The 16,840-nt window shown below is 71.1% G+C and carries 13 protein-coding genes and 1 pseudogene; 13 read left to right on the top strand and 1 reads right to left on the bottom strand.

Translation table 11 applies throughout. The features are described 5' to 3' along the window. Positions 1 to 102: 102 nt before the first annotated feature. The 4 genes and pseudogenes from ACWCP0_RS03515 (at position 103) to lysA (ending at position 3,630) form a co-directional block, all read left to right on the top strand. Positions 103 to 931: pseudogene (locus tag ACWCP0_RS03515) on the top strand (LuxR C-terminal-related transcriptional regulator). A 52-nt stretch (positions 932 to 983) separates the two neighbouring features. Next, the gene (locus tag ACWCP0_RS03510) at positions 984 to 1,631 is read left to right on the top strand and encodes a LysE family translocator (protein WP_451077185.1); all 648 of its coding nucleotides are present in this window, start codon (positions 984 to 986) and stop codon (positions 1,629 to 1,631) included. Positions 1,632 to 1,873: 242 nt separating this feature from the next. Then, on the top strand, positions 1,874 to 2,227 hold the full coding sequence (locus tag ACWCP0_RS03505; RefSeq protein WP_451077184.1) for an SAV_915 family protein: 354 nt from the start codon (positions 1,874 to 1,876) through the stop codon (positions 2,225 to 2,227). Between the two features lie 32 nt (positions 2,228 to 2,259). After that, positions 2,260 to 3,630 carry a diaminopimelate decarboxylase gene (gene lysA / locus ACWCP0_RS03500; protein ID WP_451077183.1) on the top strand — a complete coding sequence of 457 codons (1,371 nt, stop codon included), beginning with the start codon at positions 2,260 to 2,262 and terminating at the stop codon, positions 3,628 to 3,630. A gap of 36 nt (positions 3,631 to 3,666) precedes the next feature. On the opposite strand, the gene ACWCP0_RS03495 is transcribed toward lysA, so the two are convergent. Beyond that, positions 3,667 to 4,812, bottom strand: a complete 1,146-nt coding sequence (locus ACWCP0_RS03495) for a winged helix DNA-binding domain-containing protein (RefSeq protein WP_451077377.1) — start codon at positions 4,810 to 4,812, stop codon at positions 3,667 to 3,669. A 246-nt stretch (positions 4,813 to 5,058) separates the two neighbouring features. On the opposite strand from ACWCP0_RS03495, the gene ACWCP0_RS03490 reads away from it, so the two are divergent. The 9 genes from ACWCP0_RS03490 to scpA all read left to right on the top strand — a co-directional run bounded on the left by ACWCP0_RS03490 (position 5,059) and on the right by scpA (position 16,835). After that, complete coding sequence (locus tag ACWCP0_RS03490; protein ID WP_451077182.1) at positions 5,059 to 6,219, top strand: magnesium and cobalt transport protein CorA; 1,161 nt, start codon at positions 5,059 to 5,061, stop codon at positions 6,217 to 6,219. A 791-nt stretch (positions 6,220 to 7,010) separates the two neighbouring features. Beyond that, positions 7,011 to 7,949, top strand: a complete 939-nt coding sequence (locus tag ACWCP0_RS03485) for an NADP-dependent oxidoreductase (protein WP_451077181.1) — start codon at positions 7,011 to 7,013, stop codon at positions 7,947 to 7,949. After that, complete coding sequence (locus ACWCP0_RS03480; protein WP_451077180.1) at positions 7,946 to 8,410, top strand: cupin domain-containing protein; 465 nt, start codon at positions 7,946 to 7,948, stop codon at positions 8,408 to 8,410. The genes ACWCP0_RS03485 and ACWCP0_RS03480 overlap by 4 nt, the downstream gene beginning before the upstream one ends. Positions 8,411 to 8,655: 245 nt before the next feature. Then, positions 8,656 to 9,363: a hypothetical protein gene (locus ACWCP0_RS03475; protein ID WP_451077179.1), complete on the top strand. Its 708-nt coding sequence runs from the start codon at positions 8,656 to 8,658 to the stop codon at positions 9,361 to 9,363. 248 nt (positions 9,364 to 9,611) lie between these two features. Next, the gene (locus tag ACWCP0_RS03470; protein ID WP_451077178.1) at positions 9,612 to 10,235 is read left to right on the top strand and encodes an IS607 family transposase; all 624 of its coding nucleotides are present in this window, start codon (positions 9,612 to 9,614) and stop codon (positions 10,233 to 10,235) included. Next, positions 10,232 to 12,202, top strand: a complete 1,971-nt coding sequence (locus ACWCP0_RS03465; protein WP_451077177.1) for a zinc ribbon domain-containing protein — start codon at positions 10,232 to 10,234, stop codon at positions 12,200 to 12,202. The genes ACWCP0_RS03470 and ACWCP0_RS03465 overlap by 4 nt, the downstream gene beginning before the upstream one ends. A gap of 13 nt (positions 12,203 to 12,215) precedes the next feature. Further along, positions 12,216 to 12,755, top strand: coding sequence for a TauD/TfdA dioxygenase family protein (locus ACWCP0_RS03460; protein WP_451077176.1), 540 nt, complete (start codon positions 12,216 to 12,218; stop codon positions 12,753 to 12,755). A 97-nt stretch (positions 12,756 to 12,852) separates the two neighbouring features. Further along, the gene (locus ACWCP0_RS03455) at positions 12,853 to 14,661 is read left to right on the top strand and encodes a methylmalonyl-CoA mutase family protein (protein WP_451077175.1); all 1,809 of its coding nucleotides are present in this window, start codon (positions 12,853 to 12,855) and stop codon (positions 14,659 to 14,661) included. Next, positions 14,661 to 16,835 carry a methylmalonyl-CoA mutase gene (gene scpA / locus ACWCP0_RS03450; protein WP_451077174.1) on the top strand — a complete coding sequence of 725 codons (2,175 nt, stop codon included), beginning with the start codon at positions 14,661 to 14,663 and terminating at the stop codon, positions 16,833 to 16,835. Before ACWCP0_RS03455 ends, scpA begins: the two co-directional genes overlap by 1 nt. Positions 16,836 to 16,840: the final 5 nt, after the last annotated feature.

The raw sequence follows: 16,840 nt of genomic DNA, 5'->3' as shown, positions 1-16,840 counted from the left end.
CGTCCTCCTCGTTGCGGGACCGGTGCCCAGCATCGTGTAATCGGTGACGCAGGTCTCACTACCCCCTATGGGGGTGCTGTGTGTCGGGAGGACCGTAGGCGGATGACCGAGGCAGCGGAGATGGTCGAGATACGGGCGGCGCTGCCACGGCTCCGCCGAGCCACCGGGCTGCAGATCGCCTTCGGCGGCCTGCTCCACGAACCCCGCCGGATGCGGATCGCCGAACTGAACGGCACGATGACGGGCGCGCTGCGCGGGTTGGCGATCCGGTCGGGCCACGGGCTCGGCGGGAAGGCGATCGCCCGGTCGCGACCGTGCGCGGTGACCGAATACGTGACGGCCCGTCAGCTACGAGTACGACACGCCGGTGGCGGCCGAGGGCCTGCGGTCGGTGGTCGCCGTGCCCATCGTCGTGCGCCGCACCGTACGGGGCGTGCTGTACGGGGCGCTGCGGCAGGCCCTGCCGCTGGGCGACCGCACTCTCGACGCGGCGGTCGCGGTCGCGCGCGACGTGGAGCAGAGCCTGGTCGTCCGGGACGAAGTCCAGCGGCTGCTGGCCGCGGCCCGCGAACCGGAGCCTGCCGACAGGGCCGGCGCCTGGGAGACGGTCCGCGACACCCACACCGAGTTCCGCGCCCTCGCCCCGCGCATCCCGGACGCCCCGCTCCGCGAGGAGTTGCTCGCCCTGTGCGACCGCCTCGCCGCCGCGCACGCCCCGGCCGCCCTGGATGCCTCGATCGCCCTGTCGCCGCGCGAGCTGGACGTCCTCGCCTGCGTCGCGACCGGTTCCACCAACGCTTCCACGGCCGAGCGTCTGGGCCTTCGCCCGGAGACGGTCAAGGGCTACCTGCGCGCCGCGATGCGCAAGCTGGGGGCGCACACGCGCCTGGAGGCGGTGGTGGCGGCGAGGCGGGCGGGGCTGCTGCCCTGACCGACACAAGAGAGGTCGGCACGACGCAGGTCGGCCACGAGAGGGGTGGGAGATGGTGTCGGCGGACCGGATGCTCACCTTCGTGGCGATGTCCCTGCTGGTGATCGTGATCCTGGGGCCGAGCGTGCTGTTCGTGATCGGGCGGGCGCCGGCCCACGGGCGGCGCACCGCGATGGCGACCGTGCTCGGCAATGTCGTCGGGTCGTACGTCCTCGTCGTCGCCGTCGCGCTCGGCATCGGGTCGCTCGTCGAGAGCTCCGTGGCCGTGTTCGTGGCGGTGAAGCTCGCAGGGGCGGTGTATCTGGTCCATCTGGGCGTTCAGGCGTTCAGGCACCGCAAGGAGCTGAGGCTCTCGGCAGCACCCGCCGGGCCGGCCGTTCCCGTCCGCGGCGATCTGCGGACGGTCGTGGACGGCGTGGTCGTCGGGGTCACCAACCCGAAAGGCATCGTCTTCTTCGCCGCCGTACTCCCCCAGTTCGTGGACCCCTCCCTGGGCCGTGTGCCCGCGCAGATGCTCCTGATGGGGCTGGTGCCGATCGGGATCGGGCTGGTCACGGACACCCTGTGGGGGCTCGGCGCGGCGGCCGCCCGGAACTGGTTCGCCCGCTCGGAGCGGCGGCTCCCGCTGGTCGGCGGGGCGGGTGGCTTCGCCATGATCGGGCTCGGGGTGACGGTCGCGGCGACGGGGCGGGCGGACTGACGGGGCCGGCGGAGGACCGGGCGGACCGACACGGGCCGACGGAGGACCGGACGCACCGCCGCGGGCCGGTCGGCGCTGCGGCTCCGGGCATCCGCTAGGAACCCGTCAGGAGAGGGCCCGTCCCGGTCAGTGGCGCGTCATGATTCCGCTTCCCGCCTCCTTGTCACGGGAGCTCGGGGCGACGCTTCCGGGGTACCGGTACGCACGTACCGGCGCACACGGAACGTCGCCCGGAGGACACCATGGACAACCTCATCCGCGAGGACGCGGACCCCGACGAACCCACCCCGGCAGAGCCGCTGTTCGTACCGGTCCGGCTCGGCTCTGCCGGGGGATACCAGCTGCGCTTCATGCGCACCCCGCTCGGCGTACGCACCGCCATCGGCTTCACCAGCGCAGGCCGGCTCACCGCCGTGCTGGGCGAGGGCCAGGCGTGGATCAGGCTCGCCGAGCCCGCGCTGCGGGCGCTCTCCGAGCCGCTGGGGGTGACCAGGGTGACCGTGGACCCGCAGCTCACCGCCCCGGCGCCGACGGCGTGCGACCCGACCGTCCGGACGCCCGCCGGCCGGGCGGACGCGCTCGCGTTCATCCGCTGATGCCCGCCCCATTGTTGCCCGAAGGAGTGAACATGACCGCAGTGTCCGTGGGCCGCACAGCTCCGGAGCTCCCTGCCCCGTCCGACCGGGGGGCCGCATGGCCGTCCGCATCGCCGTCCGTCTGGCCCGCGTCCGCCGTGTCGGCCCCCGGCGGGGACGTCACCGTCGGCGGCGTGTCGCTGACCGGGCTCGCGGAACGGTACGGGACGCCCACGTACGTGCTGGACGAGGGCGAGGTACGCGCACGGGCACGGGCCTGGCAACGGGCCCTGCCCGACGCGGAGATCGTCTACGCCGCGAAGGCGTTCCTGTGCCGGGCAGTCGTCGACTGGGTCGAGGAGGAAGGGCTCGGCCTCGACGTCTGCTCGGCGGGCGAGCTGGAGGTGGCCTCCACCCGGGGCTTCCCTGCGGACCGGATCGTCATGCACGGCAACGCCAAGTCGCCGGAGGACCTGCGCACCGCTCTGCGGCTCGGCGTCGGCCGGATCGTCATCGACTCGGACTGCGAGATCGCCCGCCTCGCGGCGCAGGTCCCGGGCCCGGACGCGCAGCAGGTGATGGTGCGGGTGCTGCCCGGCATTGAGGCGGGCGGCCACAAGAAGATCCGGACCGGTGCGGAGGGCCAGAAGTTCGGGCTGTCGATCGCCGAGGGCGACGCGGAGGATGCGATCGCCCGGATCCTGGGGCAGCCCCGGCTCGAACTGGTCGGCCTGCACTGCCACTTGGGCTCGCAGATCGCCTCGCCCGAGCCGTACGCGCAGGCGGTGCAGCGCCTCGTGCCCTTCCTGGCCCGCATCCGCGACCGGTACGGGATCACGCTGCGCGAGCTGGACCTGGGCGGCGGCTTCGCCGTCGCGTATCTGCCGGGCGACCCGGCGCCCACGCCCGCCGCGTACGGCCGCCGCATCACCGACGAACTGGTGTACGCCTGCGCCGAGTCCGGCTTCCCTGTGCCCCGGCTGACGGTCGAACCGGGCCGCTCGATCATGGCACCGGCGGGCGTCGCGCTGTACCGGGTGCTGTCGGTGAAGCGGTCGGCCGGCCAGGTCTTCGTCGCCGTCGACGGCGGCATGAGCGACAACCCGCGGCCCGCGCTGTACGGGGCGCGGTACACGGTCCGTACGGTCGGGCGGACCTCGACTGCCCCGATGCGCACGACGACGGTGGTCGGCCGGCACTGCGAGGCGGGAGACGTGCTCGCGGAGGCGGTGGAGCTGCCGGAGGACGTACGGCCGGGGGACGTGCTGGCGGTGCCGGCGTCGGGGGCGTACCAGGTGTCGATGGCGTCGGGTTACAACACGACCGGCAGACCGCCGGTGGTGGCGGTGACGGAGGGACGGTCGAGGCTGCTGGTGCGGCGCGAGCGCGTGGAGGACCTGCTGCGCAGGGACGTGGGTCTGTAACGCGCCCTCCGGGTGCAGCCGCTCCCGCGAGAACGGCTACTCCGGGAAGTTCCCGAACCGCACATCGCGCGCCGTGGCCGAGGTCATGGTGGCGAGCAGCCGCTCGCCCTCCTCGGCCACGGCGGTGCGCTGCGCCCGCGTCAGCTTCACGAACGGCTGGACGGTCAGGATCGCGGCCCGCTCGGTCTCCTCCAGCTGCCACAGCCCGGCGAGGAACCCGTCGACGAGGAAGACGCAGAACGACCGGTTGCCCTTCCAGGTGCGCACCTTGAGCTCCTCGGCGACGACCCGGCTGCGGTCGGCATGCGACAGCAGCAGGTTGTCGTACTCGGGCAGGAAGCGCGGCGGCGCCGGGGTGTCCGGGTCGGGGCGCGGGGCATCCGGAAGGTCGAAGAGTTCCACGCCGTTCTCGTCGCGGAAGGTGAGCAGCTCGGGGCGCAGCCGTTCGAAGGCGTCCAGGAGCCGGGTGAGCCCCGACCAGGTCTGCATGTCCTTCACCGATGCGGGCCCGAAGGCGGCGAGGTAGCGCCGTACGACGGTGTCGGGCGCGGGGGCGGGCTCCACCGGCCGGCCGAACCACTCCTCGGCGGTGGTCAGCGTGACCTGGCCGCTGCGGCCCCACAGTCCGCGCGGCGTGACCTGCACCAGGGGCAGCAGACAGCGCGCGGCGGTGGTGAGGGCGAGCGGATCGGCGTCGGGCCACTGTGCGCGAAGGGCCTCGCGGAGCTCCTTGACCGGGCGGGGGCGCTCCTGGAGCAGCTCGCGGCTGAGCGCGGTGAGCCGGCCGATGTCGACTCCGTCGAGCCTCCTGAGGAACATCCTCAGCTCGCGGTCCGGCCCTCCGGCCTGTGCGAACGGGCGCAGGGCGAGACAGTCGGCGGCGGTGTGGGTGTGGATCGTGGAACGCAGCGTGACCAGGCGCCCGACCTCGCGCGACTCCATCAGCCCGGACAGCTCCTGCGGGCGGAATCCGTGCAGGCGGGCCGCGAGGGCGTAGTACGGCGGCTTGACGTTCTGCGCCTGGAGGCCGACGAGGTGCTCGATCGCCGCCTTCGCGGACAACCGGTTCTCAGGATCGCGGCGCAGCAGGAGCTGGCGGGCCAGGGTGGCGCGGTTGAGGGCGCGGGGGCCGAGCACGGGGTCAGTGCCGTGCCTCCCGTGGTCACCGTCCAGGGCGTGCATGGCGTGCATGGCGTGCTCGCCGTGATTGCCGTGATTGCCGTGCGCCGGCTGGGTCCGGCGTGTCTTCGAGGCCATGACCGGCACGCTACGCGTCCTTGCGGACACCTTCTGTCCGCAAGGGACGGTCCGACCGGTTTCTGCGCATTCCCGTTCCGCCGTGCCGGGGAAATTCAGCCCGTATATCCTGCCCGTGGCCGCTGAGCAGGGTCGCAGCTGCGTCCGTACGTCATGCGGGAGGTGACCAGGATGTCCGACCGACGGGCGCGCCCCGTGCCGATCCCGAAGAGGCACGCCTGGCGCCGCCGCCCCGCCGAGCCTGCCCCGCCTCCCCCACCGCCGGGCCCCGCAGCCGCACCGGAGGTACCCGCCCCCGTGCAGAAGGACCAGGGCAGCATCGTCCAGGCCGCGCTGTACCGCGACGGCCGCCGCGTCTCGACGCCCGTCTCGCTCGCCGAGACCTTCCGCCAGCTGCGCGAGGAGCCGGCCGGCATGGCCTGGATCGGTCTGCACCGGCCGACCGAGTCCGAACTGCACTCCCTGGCCGGCGAGTTCGACCTCCACCCACTCGCCGTCGAGGACGCACTGGAGGCTCACCAGCGCCCCAAGCTGGAACGTTACGGCGAAACCCTCTTCGTCGTCCTGCGCGCGGCCCGCTATCTCGACGCCCCGGAGGAGGTCGACTTCGGCGAGCTCCACGTCTTCGTCGGCAGCGACTTCGTGATCACGGTCCGCCACGGCGCGGCCCCCGACCTGTCGGCGGTCCGCCGCCGCATGGAATCGACCCCCGAGCTCCTCGCCCTCGGCCCGGAGGCGGTGCTGTACGCCATCCTCGACGCCGTCGTCGACGGGTACGCCCCGGTCGTCGCGGGCGTGCAGAACGACATCGACGAGATCGAGACCGAGGTCTTCAGCGGTGACCCGGCTGTGTCCCGCCGCATCTACGAACTCTCCCGCGAGATGGTCGAGTTCCAGCGCGCCACCCGCCCCCTCGTCGGCATGCTCCACGGCCTGATGGCCGGCTTCGCCAAGTACGGCACGGACGAGGAACTCCAGCGCTACCTCCGCGACGTCGCCGACCACGTCACCCACACCAGCGAGCGCGTCGACGGCTTCCGCCAGGCGCTCGCGGACATCCTGACGGTCAACGCGACACTGGTGACGGAGCAGCAGAACGCGGAGATGCGGGCGCTGGCGGAGGCGGGCTTCGAGCAGAACGAGGAGATCAAGAAGATCTCCGCCTGGGCGGCCATTCTCTTTGCCCCCACACTGGTGGGAACCATTTACGGCATGAACTTCGACAACATGCCGGAGTTGCACTGGGCGTTCGGCTACCTCTTCGCCGTTGCGCTGATGGGCGTCGTCTGTGTGAGCCTGTACGTCATTTTCAAGCGCCGGGACTGGCTGTAGCGAAGAGCGAGCGAGACCCGGCTTTGTCGCTCGATGAGCATTGGCGTCGTCCTGGCTGCCGCGGGCGCCCGCCATGTTCGCTCGAGCCCGCGCATTTTTTGCAGTCGTCGGGCCCGTTGAGCCTACTCCGCCACCAGACGGCGCGCGGTGACCTGGGACAGAACGCGGTCCGCGGGCTGAGGGCGGGCCTGGACGACGATGTGCCACTGGAGCGAGCCGGGCCCACCGGACGGGCCGGGCGGGGTGACTCGGCAGTCACCGCCGCCAGGGCGGCCACGGAGCACCGCCCGCTGCCACCTTCACACTGCACGTTCGCCCCTCAGAGGCCGACACCGCAATCCGCAAGGGGCCATTGCCGCGACGGTGCGTGAGCTGGTCGAGTTGCCCGTGTCGCAGGTCGATGGTTGTGTCTTTCGTGTGGACACTCACGTGGGACCGCCGCCGATTTTGATCCTCGCTCATGACGGGCGATTCGTCACGACGAAACCGCAGAATGCGCCTTTCGGTTCCGGCGAGAGTTTTCCCTGTCCCGCGACCTTGGCACATCGATCATGCACGTGCTGCGACCCCACCGGACCTGGTGAACAGTTCACGATCATTCCGTGATCGCGAAAGTCGAAACCGCAGCCCGCACCACTTGTTGATCTTGCTCACACAAAAACCGTTGGCGACAGGGCGAGATCGGCCAAACGGAAGACGCCCTTCCAAACCTGCTTCCGGCCCCGCCGTGAACCAGGTCCGGATGATCTGTGCGCTCGAAACGGAAATCCCCGCCACAGAGAGTACCTGCCATGCAAGCCATCACTGTTCGAGACCGCGCCGCCGGTATCGGCGGACTCTCACTGATGGACATGCCCTACCCCCACGCCGCCGAGAACGATGTCATCGTGCGGGTGTATGCCGCGGGGTTCACCCACGGAGAGCTTGACTGGCCGGGAACGTGGTCCGACCGCGCCGGCCGCGACCGGACCCCGAGCGTGCCCGGGCATGAGCTGTCGGGTGTCGTCGCCGAACTCGGCTACGGAACCACCGGTCTTACCGTCGGCCAGCGGGTATTCGGACTTACCGACTGGACCCGCAACGGCTCACTGGCCGAGTACACCGCGGTGGAGGCCCGCAACCTCGCTCCGCTCCCGGCGGACGTCGACCACACCGTGGCCGCCGCACTGCCGATCTCCGGACTGACCGCATGGCAGGGCCTGTTCGACCACGGCCGCCTCACGACAGGCCAGACCGTCCTGATCCACGGCGCCGCGGGCGCCGTCGGGTCGATCGCGGTGCAGCTCGCGCACGAGGTGGGAGCCCGAGTGATCGGCACGGGCCGGGCCGCCGGCAGACAGGTGGCACTCGGTCTCGGCGTGGATGTCTTCCTGGACCTCCAGGCCGATCGACTGGAAGATGCCGGCGAGGTCGACGTGGTGTTCGACGCGATCGGCGGCGAGGTCCTCGACCGTTCGGCCGCGCTGGTGCGCGCCGGTGGCACGCTCGTCGCCATCGCTATGCCGCCCACCGTCCGTCCCAAGGACGGGCGGGCTGTCTTCTTCGTCGTCGAACCCGACCGCGCCCGGCTCATGGACCTCGCCCTGCGGCTCCGGGACGGACGGCTCAAGCCGATCGTCGGGGACGTGCGGCCGCTCGCCGAAGCGCCCGCCGCGCTCGCTCCCGACCGGCGCACCCCCGGCAAGACGATCATCCGGATCACCGAAGACCGAGTGCGAGAGCAATCGTGATCGGGATACGGCTTTCCTGTGGCGTTCTGGCTGCCGGCGTGGTGGCCGCGGCCGTCGCATGCGCCCCCGCGGCCGAGCGTCCGACCGGCAGGGTGCCGGTTGCCGCCGTGGCTTCCGAGCCACCGGAAGAAACGCTGACGCCTCTGTATGAACAGGCGCTTCCGAACGTCAAGGGCAAGACGTTCACCTCGGCGGCAGTGGACTTCCCGCCCGCCGCACGCGCGGTTCCGCATCGGCACGGCGAGGCTTTCGTCTACGCCTACGTGCTCGACGGCACTATGCGCAGCAAGCTCGATGGCGAGCCGACACGTACGTACCAGCAAGGCGAGAACTGGGTCGAGGAGCCGGGCGCCCACCACGTGCTCACGGAGAACGCCAGCAAGACGGAACCGGCGAAGCTGCTGGTCATCTTCGTCTCCAACACGGGAGATGAACTCAAGGTCCCTGATCCGCAAAGCTAGGGCATCGGTTGCGCAACGGGTGGTACGGGTTTCCCCGATTCATCTTCGAACGCCGCGACCGGCCCTGAATCCCCCTCAGCCGGACACGGGACACGCGAAGCGGCAGCCGATACCCCGCCCGGCTTCGAGGTACGTTCGGTGACGTAGCGGGCGGCCCGCCGCCCAGCCCTCGAGGAGACTGGCGTGATGGGTATGGCCGGACAGACGCCGCCGAGCCGCGAACCGGCCCCGGGCAGCAGCCGAACATGACCGGACACCACCCGACCGGTACCAACGATCCGAGCGATCCGAGCGATCGGGAGCCGCACCAGGCGGCCTACGGCGAGGCCCGCTGGCCGATGGCCGGAGCCGTCGTCGCCGCCATGGTGCTGACCCTGCTGATGCCCGACGACCTGCGCCTGGGGCCCCGCTGGCTGCTCCCCCTCGGCGAAGGGCTGCTCCTGGTGACGCTGATCGCGGGCGACCCGGGCCGGATCAGCCGTCGCTCCGCCACCCTGCGCGGAGTGTCGATCGCCCTGGTCGGCGTGCTGGCCCTCAGCGCCATCTGGTCGACCGTACGGTTGGTCGACGACCTCATCCACGGAGGAGCCGAGACCAATTCCGCCACCGGCCTGCTGCAGGCCGGTGGCGTCGTCTGGGGCTCCACCGTCCTCGCCTTCGCCCTGCTGTACTTCGAACTCGACAGCGGTGGAGCGGCCGCCCGAGCCCACCACATGCCGGACACCCCCGAACTCGCCTTCCCCCAGCAGCTCAACGCCGACCTGAACGCGACACAGTGGCGCCCCCGCTTCGTCGACTACCTCTACCTCGGACTCACCAACTCCACGGCCTTCAGCCCGACCGATGTCATGCCACTGGCCCCCTGGGCCAAGATCGCCATGGCCGTCCAGTCCCTCGTCTCCCTGGTCATCCTCGGGCTCGTGGTCGCCCGAGCCGTCAACGTGCTCGCCTGACCGCCGCCTCCATCTGCGCGAGGACCTGGTCGGCCGGCGCCTGGGACGGACTCGGCGGGCGACCTCCGTGGCGGCCCTCGGGAACCGCAGGGCGAGCGAATCGCTTGGCCGGAACTGCTCCGTGCCACGCGGAGGAGGTGACCGCCACCGTCGCCGCGCACGCCCCCGGACCCACGGGGTCCGGCGGGGATCGTAGGCTCATCAACTTCATTACAAATGCCTAGTGTTGTGCCTGTATCGTTGGGTGCGTGGAGTTGCTGCGGATGTCCAAGGCCGCGAAGCGTCTGGGTGTTCACCCGATGACGCTTCGCCAGTGGGCTATCGACGGCAAGATTCCGTTCTCGTGGGTGGGTCGTGAGCGCCGGTTCTCCTCGGTCGATGTGGAGAACATGAAGCGCGGCAGCGGCGCGGTAACCTCCCTTCCGAGGTGGGAGGTTCTGTATGTGCGTGTGTCGGGTTCGTCCGGACAGGAGTCCTCACTGGCCGCGCAGGAGGAGGAGTTGCGGGCCACGTCCACGGGTGAGGTCGTGAAGGTCGTCAGGGACCGCGGATCGGGTCTGCGGGAGAACCGGCCCGGCCTGAACCGGGTGTTGGCGATGGTCTCTGATGGCAGCGTCAGTGTGGTGCGGGTGACGCATGAGGACCGGCTGGCCCGGTTCGGTGTCGGCTGGCTCAAGCGGCTGTTCGGCGTATACGGCGTCACCCTCGAAGTTCTGCACCCGAAGAAGGCCGGCGGCCGGGACGAACTCCTCGAAGACTTCGTGTCCCTGGTCACCACCTTCGCCGGGCGGCTGTACGGCATGCGCTCGGCGGAAGCCCGCAAGCGGCTGCTTGCCGAGACCGGCCAGTACCCGCAGGATGATGCCGCGTGAGCCGGAAGCTGCCGCTTGCCGAGGGGGAGACCTTGCGCACGGCGTGCGCCCGTGGTGTCTTGCGCGCCGGAGTGGACGAGAAGACCGGCGAGCTGATGACCGCATCCGTGCTGGCGGAACGTGTTGCATGGGCGGCCGGTCTGGTGTCTGGCATGGTCGCCGATCTGCTGGCCGGGCACTGGAACACCGCCGACGTGGACGTGCTCGCCTCCGGTGAGGACGCGGGCGGCAGGAAACTGCCGTCGAACGCGTGGATGGCCTTGCGCCGCCTGGGCTGGACGATCGCCCCGATCGGAGGCTTCAAGGTCAACGACCGGATCGTTCGGATGGCTCAGGAGCAGGCCGGGCGCGGGCTGCGGGCGGCGAAGTGGCGAGCCGACCTGACCGCAGGAATCCTCGCGACCTGGCCCGAAGATCCTGCGAAGCGCACCCCGGACGAGTGGGACACCGTCCGGGGTGCGGTGCCCAACGGGCAGTTCCTGCCGTCCAGCGTCATCAAATCCCGTACCCGGCAGATCGCTGCTTTCGTGCGCAAGCACGGCCGCCTTCCGGCGGATGTGTTCGAGCTGGAGCCTGTACCGCGGATATCGCGGATGTTGCTGCTGTCCGCCTGTGACGGGCAACAGGTCACCATCGAGCGGAACGAGAGCGATCCGGGCCGGGCGCTGCTGCGTTTGCAGCTCCCTACCCGCCCCGACCCGGCCTCCTACCGGGACTGGACGTGGGTGGCCTGCCCCATCAGCCTGCCGCCGACGATCCCCACGAACGCGGTGTTGCACCTGCCCACCCTGCGCATCCACCAGCGCCGGGTACGCGTCGATCTTGCCTACACCCACCGGGTCCCCAAGACTGCCCGCAGCGGTCATGCGGTCGCACTCGGCGTGGACTGGGGCCTCAATACCCTCCTCAGCGCGGGCGCTGCCCGGCTGCAAGCCGACGGCACCATCACCGCACTCGGCAGCGGGGGCATGTTCCGCGCCGCCGGCGTCCTGGCGAAACAACACCGCCTGCGCCGCCTGTCCGAGCACCTGCACACCAGGACCGACCACTATCAGCGGCTCATCGGCGGCGACACCGCACACCCCCTGGCGGCCAAGGACGCGGTACTGACCGACGAAATCCGGCGCATCTGCGACAAGCGGTCGAACCTCAACGATGCACTGGCCTGGTCAGCCGCGCGCTGGGCCGTGGACCAGGCTGTCGCCGCCGCAGCCACGGTGATCTATGTCGAAGACCTCCGCTCGATGGAGGCCAAGGGCATGGGCCGCACCATGAACACCCGCCTCTCCCAGCAGGTGCGCGGGCAGATCATGAACCGCATGCGGCACCTCGCCGCCGAGGCAGGCATCGCCGTGGTCGCCGTGCCCGCGAAGAACACCTCGAAGCACTGCCCGCAGTGCCTGGCCCCGCTGCGGCACCGCAGAGCCCCCGACCGGCCCACCACGCCCGGCTGGAAATGGGCCCTGTGCCGCTCGTGCGGCTACCAGGGCGACCGCGACCAGGGCGCGTGGAAACGCATCGCCGCACGCGGCCTCACCCACCAGACCAAGACCGTGACCGACCGCGCCACCGACACCATGGTCATCCGCACAGTGGTGGACACACTCGAAACCCGCGCCGTGATCGCCCCGACCACCAGGACCCGCCCGGACCGGTCCAAGACCGGACCCACCCGGCGACAGACAACACGCCCCGCGCCCAGGCGACGCAGGGCACCCTCCCCCACCGGCCCATACGGTCCGGCGGGCAAGCGTCCGGAGGGACACGCACCAACGGGCCGGACCCGGCTGCCCCGCGCAGCCCACCGGAACCAGGACGTGACGACGATCAGCACACCCACCACCAGCCGACACAGGCCACGCGGAGCAGCACTGGGCGCGGGATTCCACCTGCACGCCCACGCCACCCCTCCACGGTGGGCACAACCCACGCCAGACACTACGTCTTGCACGGGATCGCTTAGCTGATCAGAGACGCTCTGTGCATGGTGGGTACACAGCCGCGCGGGACGGAACGGGGACCGGAGCGACCGCGGGAGGAGCGGGTCACCGGGGCGGTCCTGAAGGCGGTGGTCGACCGATCGGCGAGGACCTCGCTGACAAGATCAGGCAGGCGCTGCTGGAGTGGAAGGTGCTGTTCTTCCGCGATCAGCACGCCTTCGACCCGCAGTCCCAGCTCGCGTTCGCCGGCCTGTGGGGCGAGCCGGAGCCCAACCCCTTCTTCCCCAAGGGCGACACCGTCGGCGTCTCCCGCCTGGCCAAGGACGCCATGGCCATCGGCGCCGAGAACATCTGGCACAGCGACCACTCGTTCATGGCCGCGCCGGCGCTCGGCTATGCTCCGGCGTTTGGCCCCGGCTCCGACGCCCGCCGCCAGGAACTGACGGACCCCTTCGACAGGTTCCGCGACGATCCGCTGGGCGGCCTCAGGCCCTACCGGTACACGACGGACTGCTGTGACATCAACCGCTCCGCGGCGTACCCCTCCCTGATCCGGCCCGATCCAGAAGACGGGCCGTAGTACGAACCCCGCCCGCGGATCAAGGCCGTCCTGGAGAGGGCAAGGTCACAGCCGTGCCCTCTGCTGCTCCTTTGTCGGCCTGTCCTAACATCCGAGCATGACGGTCCTGCCTGACGACGGGCTCTCGCTGGCCGCCGAGTTCCCTGACGCGACGCATGAGCAGTGGCAACGCCTGGTGGCGGGTGTCCTGCGCAAGTCGGGAAAGGAAGTCTCGGGCGCGGCAGCGGAGGATGCCCTGTCCACCGCGCTGGAGGACGGGCTGCGCACCCGGCCTCTTTACACCGCGCACGACACTGCGCCCGGCCCCGGCTTCCCCGGTTTCGCACCGTTCGTACGCGGCGGCCGGGCCGAGGGCAACAGCAGCGGCGGCTGGGACGTACGGCAGCAGCACTCGGCGGTCGACGGCGGCGCGGTGCTCACGGACCTGGAGAACGGCGTCACCTCGCTGTGGCTGGTCCTGGGCGAGAGCGGGATCCCGGTGTCCTCGCTCGGCCGGGTCCTCGACGGCGTCCTTCTCGACCTGGCGCCCGTCGTCCTCGACGCGGGACGTGACGTCGAGCCCGCGGCGCGGGAGCTGCTGCGGCTGTTCGAGGAGCGGGGTGTCGGCAAGGACGCGGCACGCGGCAACCTCGGCGCGGACCCGCTGGGCCACGAGGCCCGTACGGGCGAGGCGCTGGACTTCGCGCCGGCCGCCGCTCTCGCACTGCGGTGCTCGGAGGAGTACGCGGGGCTGCGGGCGCTGACCGTGGACGCGCTGCCGTACCACGAGGCCGGCGGCTCGGCCGCGCAGGAGCTGGGCTGCTCCCTGGCCACCGGTGTCGCCTACCTCCGTGAACTGACCGAGGCGGGACTGTCCGTCGAACAGGCTTGTGCACAGCTGGAGTTCCGGTACGCGGCGACGGCCGACCAGTTCCTGACCATCGCCAAGCTGCGAGCGGCCCGCAGGCTGTGGGCGCGGGTGGCCGAGGTGTGCGGGGCGCCGGGGGCGGGGGCACAGCTGCAGCACGCCGTGACGTCGCCGGTGATGATGTCGCGCCGCGACCCCTGGGTGAACATGCTGCGCACGACGGTCGCCACGCTGGCCGCCGGGGTCGGCGGCGCCGACGCCGTCACCGTGCTCCCCTTCGACCACGCCCTCGGCCTGCCGGACGCGTTCGCCCGGCGCATCGCCCGCAACACCTCGTCCATCCTGGTGGAGGAGTCGCATCTGTCCCGGGTGATCGATCCGGCCGGCGGCTCGTGGTACGTGGAGCGGCTCACCGACGAACTCGCCCACGCGGGCTGGGAGTTCTTCCGGTGGATCGAGCGGACCGGCGGCCAGCCGGCCGCGCTGCGCTCGGGCCGTCTCGGCCAGGATCTGGCCAACACGTGGGAGGCGCGCAGCTCGAAGCTCGCCAAGCGCCGTGAACCCATCACCGGCGTCAGCGAGTTCCCGCACCTCACCGAGCGTCCCGTGGAGCGGAAACCGAAGCCCGCACCTGCGTCCGGTGGGCTCCCGAGGGTACGGCGCGACGAGGCTTACGAGGCGCTGCGCGCCCGCTCCGACGCCCATCTCGCCGCCACCGGGTCCCGGCCGCGCATCTTCCTGGCCGCCATCGGTCCCGCCGCCGCCCACACCGCGCGGACGGCCTTCGCCGCCAACCTCTTCCAGGCCGGCGGCATCGAGGCCGTCACCGAGGGCACCTTCGAGGACAGCGGCGCCACCGAGGCCTGCCTCTGCTCCAGCGACGCGCTGTACGAGGAGCAGGCCGCGGCCACGGCCCACGGGCTCAAGGCGGCGGGCGCACGGCACGTGTTCCTCGCCGGCCGCCCCGGGCAGTACACCGACGTCGACGCGTACGTCTTCGCGGGCTGCGACGCCGTCGACGTGCTCTCCGCCACCCTCGACCGCATGGGAGTGTCCTGATGGGAATCCCCGACTTCTCCGGGATCGAGCTGGGGACCCCGGCCGCCGGCGGCAGCGCCGACGAGTGGCGTACGGCCGTCACGAAGGCGACCGGCGGGGACGACCTGCTCTGGGAGACCCCCGAGGGCATCGGGGTCAAGCCGCTCTACACCGGCCGGGACCTGGAGGGCCTGGACTTCCTGGGCACGTACCCGGGCATCGCCCCGTATCTGCGTGGCCCCTACCCGACGATGTACGTCAACCAGCCGTGGACCATCCGCCAGTACGCCGGCTTCTCCACGGCCGAGGAGTCCAACGCCTTCTACCGGCGCAACCTCGCCGCCGGCCAGAAGGGCCTGTCGGTCGCCTTCGACCTGCCCACCCACCGCGGCTACGACAGCGACCACCCGCGGGTGACCGGTGACGTCGGCATGGCGGGCGTCGCCATCGACTCCCTCTACGACATGCGCCGGCTCTTCGACGGCATCCCGCTCGACCGGATGACCGTGTCGATGACGATGAACGGCGCCGTGCTGCCCGTGCTGGCGCTGTACATCGTGGCGGCCGAGGAGCAGGGCGTACCGCCCGAGAAGCTGGCCGGGACCATTCAGAACGACATCCTCAAGGAGTTCATGGTCCGCAACACGTACATCTATCCGCCGAAGCCGTCGATGCGGATCATCTCCGACATCTTCGCCTTCACCTCGCAGCGGATGCCGCGCTACAACTCCATCTCCATCTCCGGCTACCACATCCAGGAGGCGGGCGCGACGGCCGACCTGGAGCTCGCCTACACGCTCGCGGACGGCGTGGAGTACATCCGGGCGGGCCGGGACGCCGGGCTGGACGTGGACGCGTTCGCGCCCCGGCTCTCCTTCTTCTGGGCGATCGGCATGAACTTCTTCATGGAGATCGCCAAGCTGCGGGCGGCGCGCCTGCTGTGGGCCAAGCTGGTCAAGCAGTTCGACCCGAAGAACACCAAGTCCCTCTCCCTGCGCACCCATTCGCAGACCTCCGGCTGGTCGCTCACCGCGCAGGACGTGTTCAACAACGTCACGCGCACGTGTGTCGAGGCGATGGCCGCGACGCAGGGCCACACCCAGTCCCTGCACACCAACGCCCTCGACGAGGCGCTCGCCCTGCCCACCGACTTCTCGGCGCGCATCGCCCGCAACACGCAGCTGCTGATCCAGCAGGAGTCGGGCACGAGCCGGGTCATCGACCCGTGGGGCGGCAGCGCGTACGTCGAGAAGCTCACGTACGACCTCGCCCGCCGGGCCTGGCAGCACATCGAGGAGGTCGAGGCGGCGGGCGGCATGGCGCAGGCCATCGACGCGGGCATCCCCAAGCTGCGGGTCGAGGAGGCCGCGGCCCGCACCCAGGCCCGGATCGACTCCGGACGCCAGCCGGTCATCGGCGTGAACAAGTACCGCGTCGACAGCGACGAGCAGATCGACGTCCTCAAGGTCGACAACTCCTCCGTACGCGCCCAGCAGATCGCGAAGCTGCGGCGGCTGCGGGAGGAGCGCGACGAGCTCGCCTGCCAGGACGCGCTGCAGGCGCTGACCCGGGCCGCCGAGGGCACCGGCAATCTGCTGGAGCTGGCCGTCCGCGCAGCCCGTGCGATGGCCACCGTCGGGGAGATCTCCGACGCCCTGGAGAAGGTGTACGGGCGGCATGCCGGCCAGATCCGTACGATCTCCGGCGTGTACCGCAACGAAGCCGGCGAGTCCCCGTCCGTGGAGCGCACCCGTACGCTCGTGGGCTCGTTCGAGGACGCCGAGGGCCGCCGTCCGCGCATCCTGGTCGCCAAGATGGGCCAGGACGGCCACGACCGCGGCCAGAAGGTGATCGCCACCGCCTTCGCCGATCTCGGCTTCGACGTGGACGTCGGTCCGCTGTTCCAGACCCCGGCCGAGGTGGCCCGCCAGGCCGTCGAGGCGGACGTGCACATCGTCGGGGTGTCCTCGCTGGCCGCCGGGCACCTCACGCTCGTACCGGCCCTGCGGGAGCAGCTCGCCGAGGAGGGCCGTGAGGACATCATGATCGTCGTGGGCGGGGTGATTCCGCCGCAGGACGTCCCGACGCTGCTGGAGATGGGTGCGGCGGCCGTGTTCCCACCCGGGACGGTCATCCCGGACGCGGCGTACGACCTGGTGAAGCGGCTGTCGGCCGACCTCGGACACGACCTCTGAGCCCC

The organism is Streptomyces sp. NPDC001970, assembly GCF_053594115.1.
The sequence above is the reverse complement of the archived record's forward strand: the minus strand, read 5'-3'. Positions and strand labels throughout refer to the sequence as shown.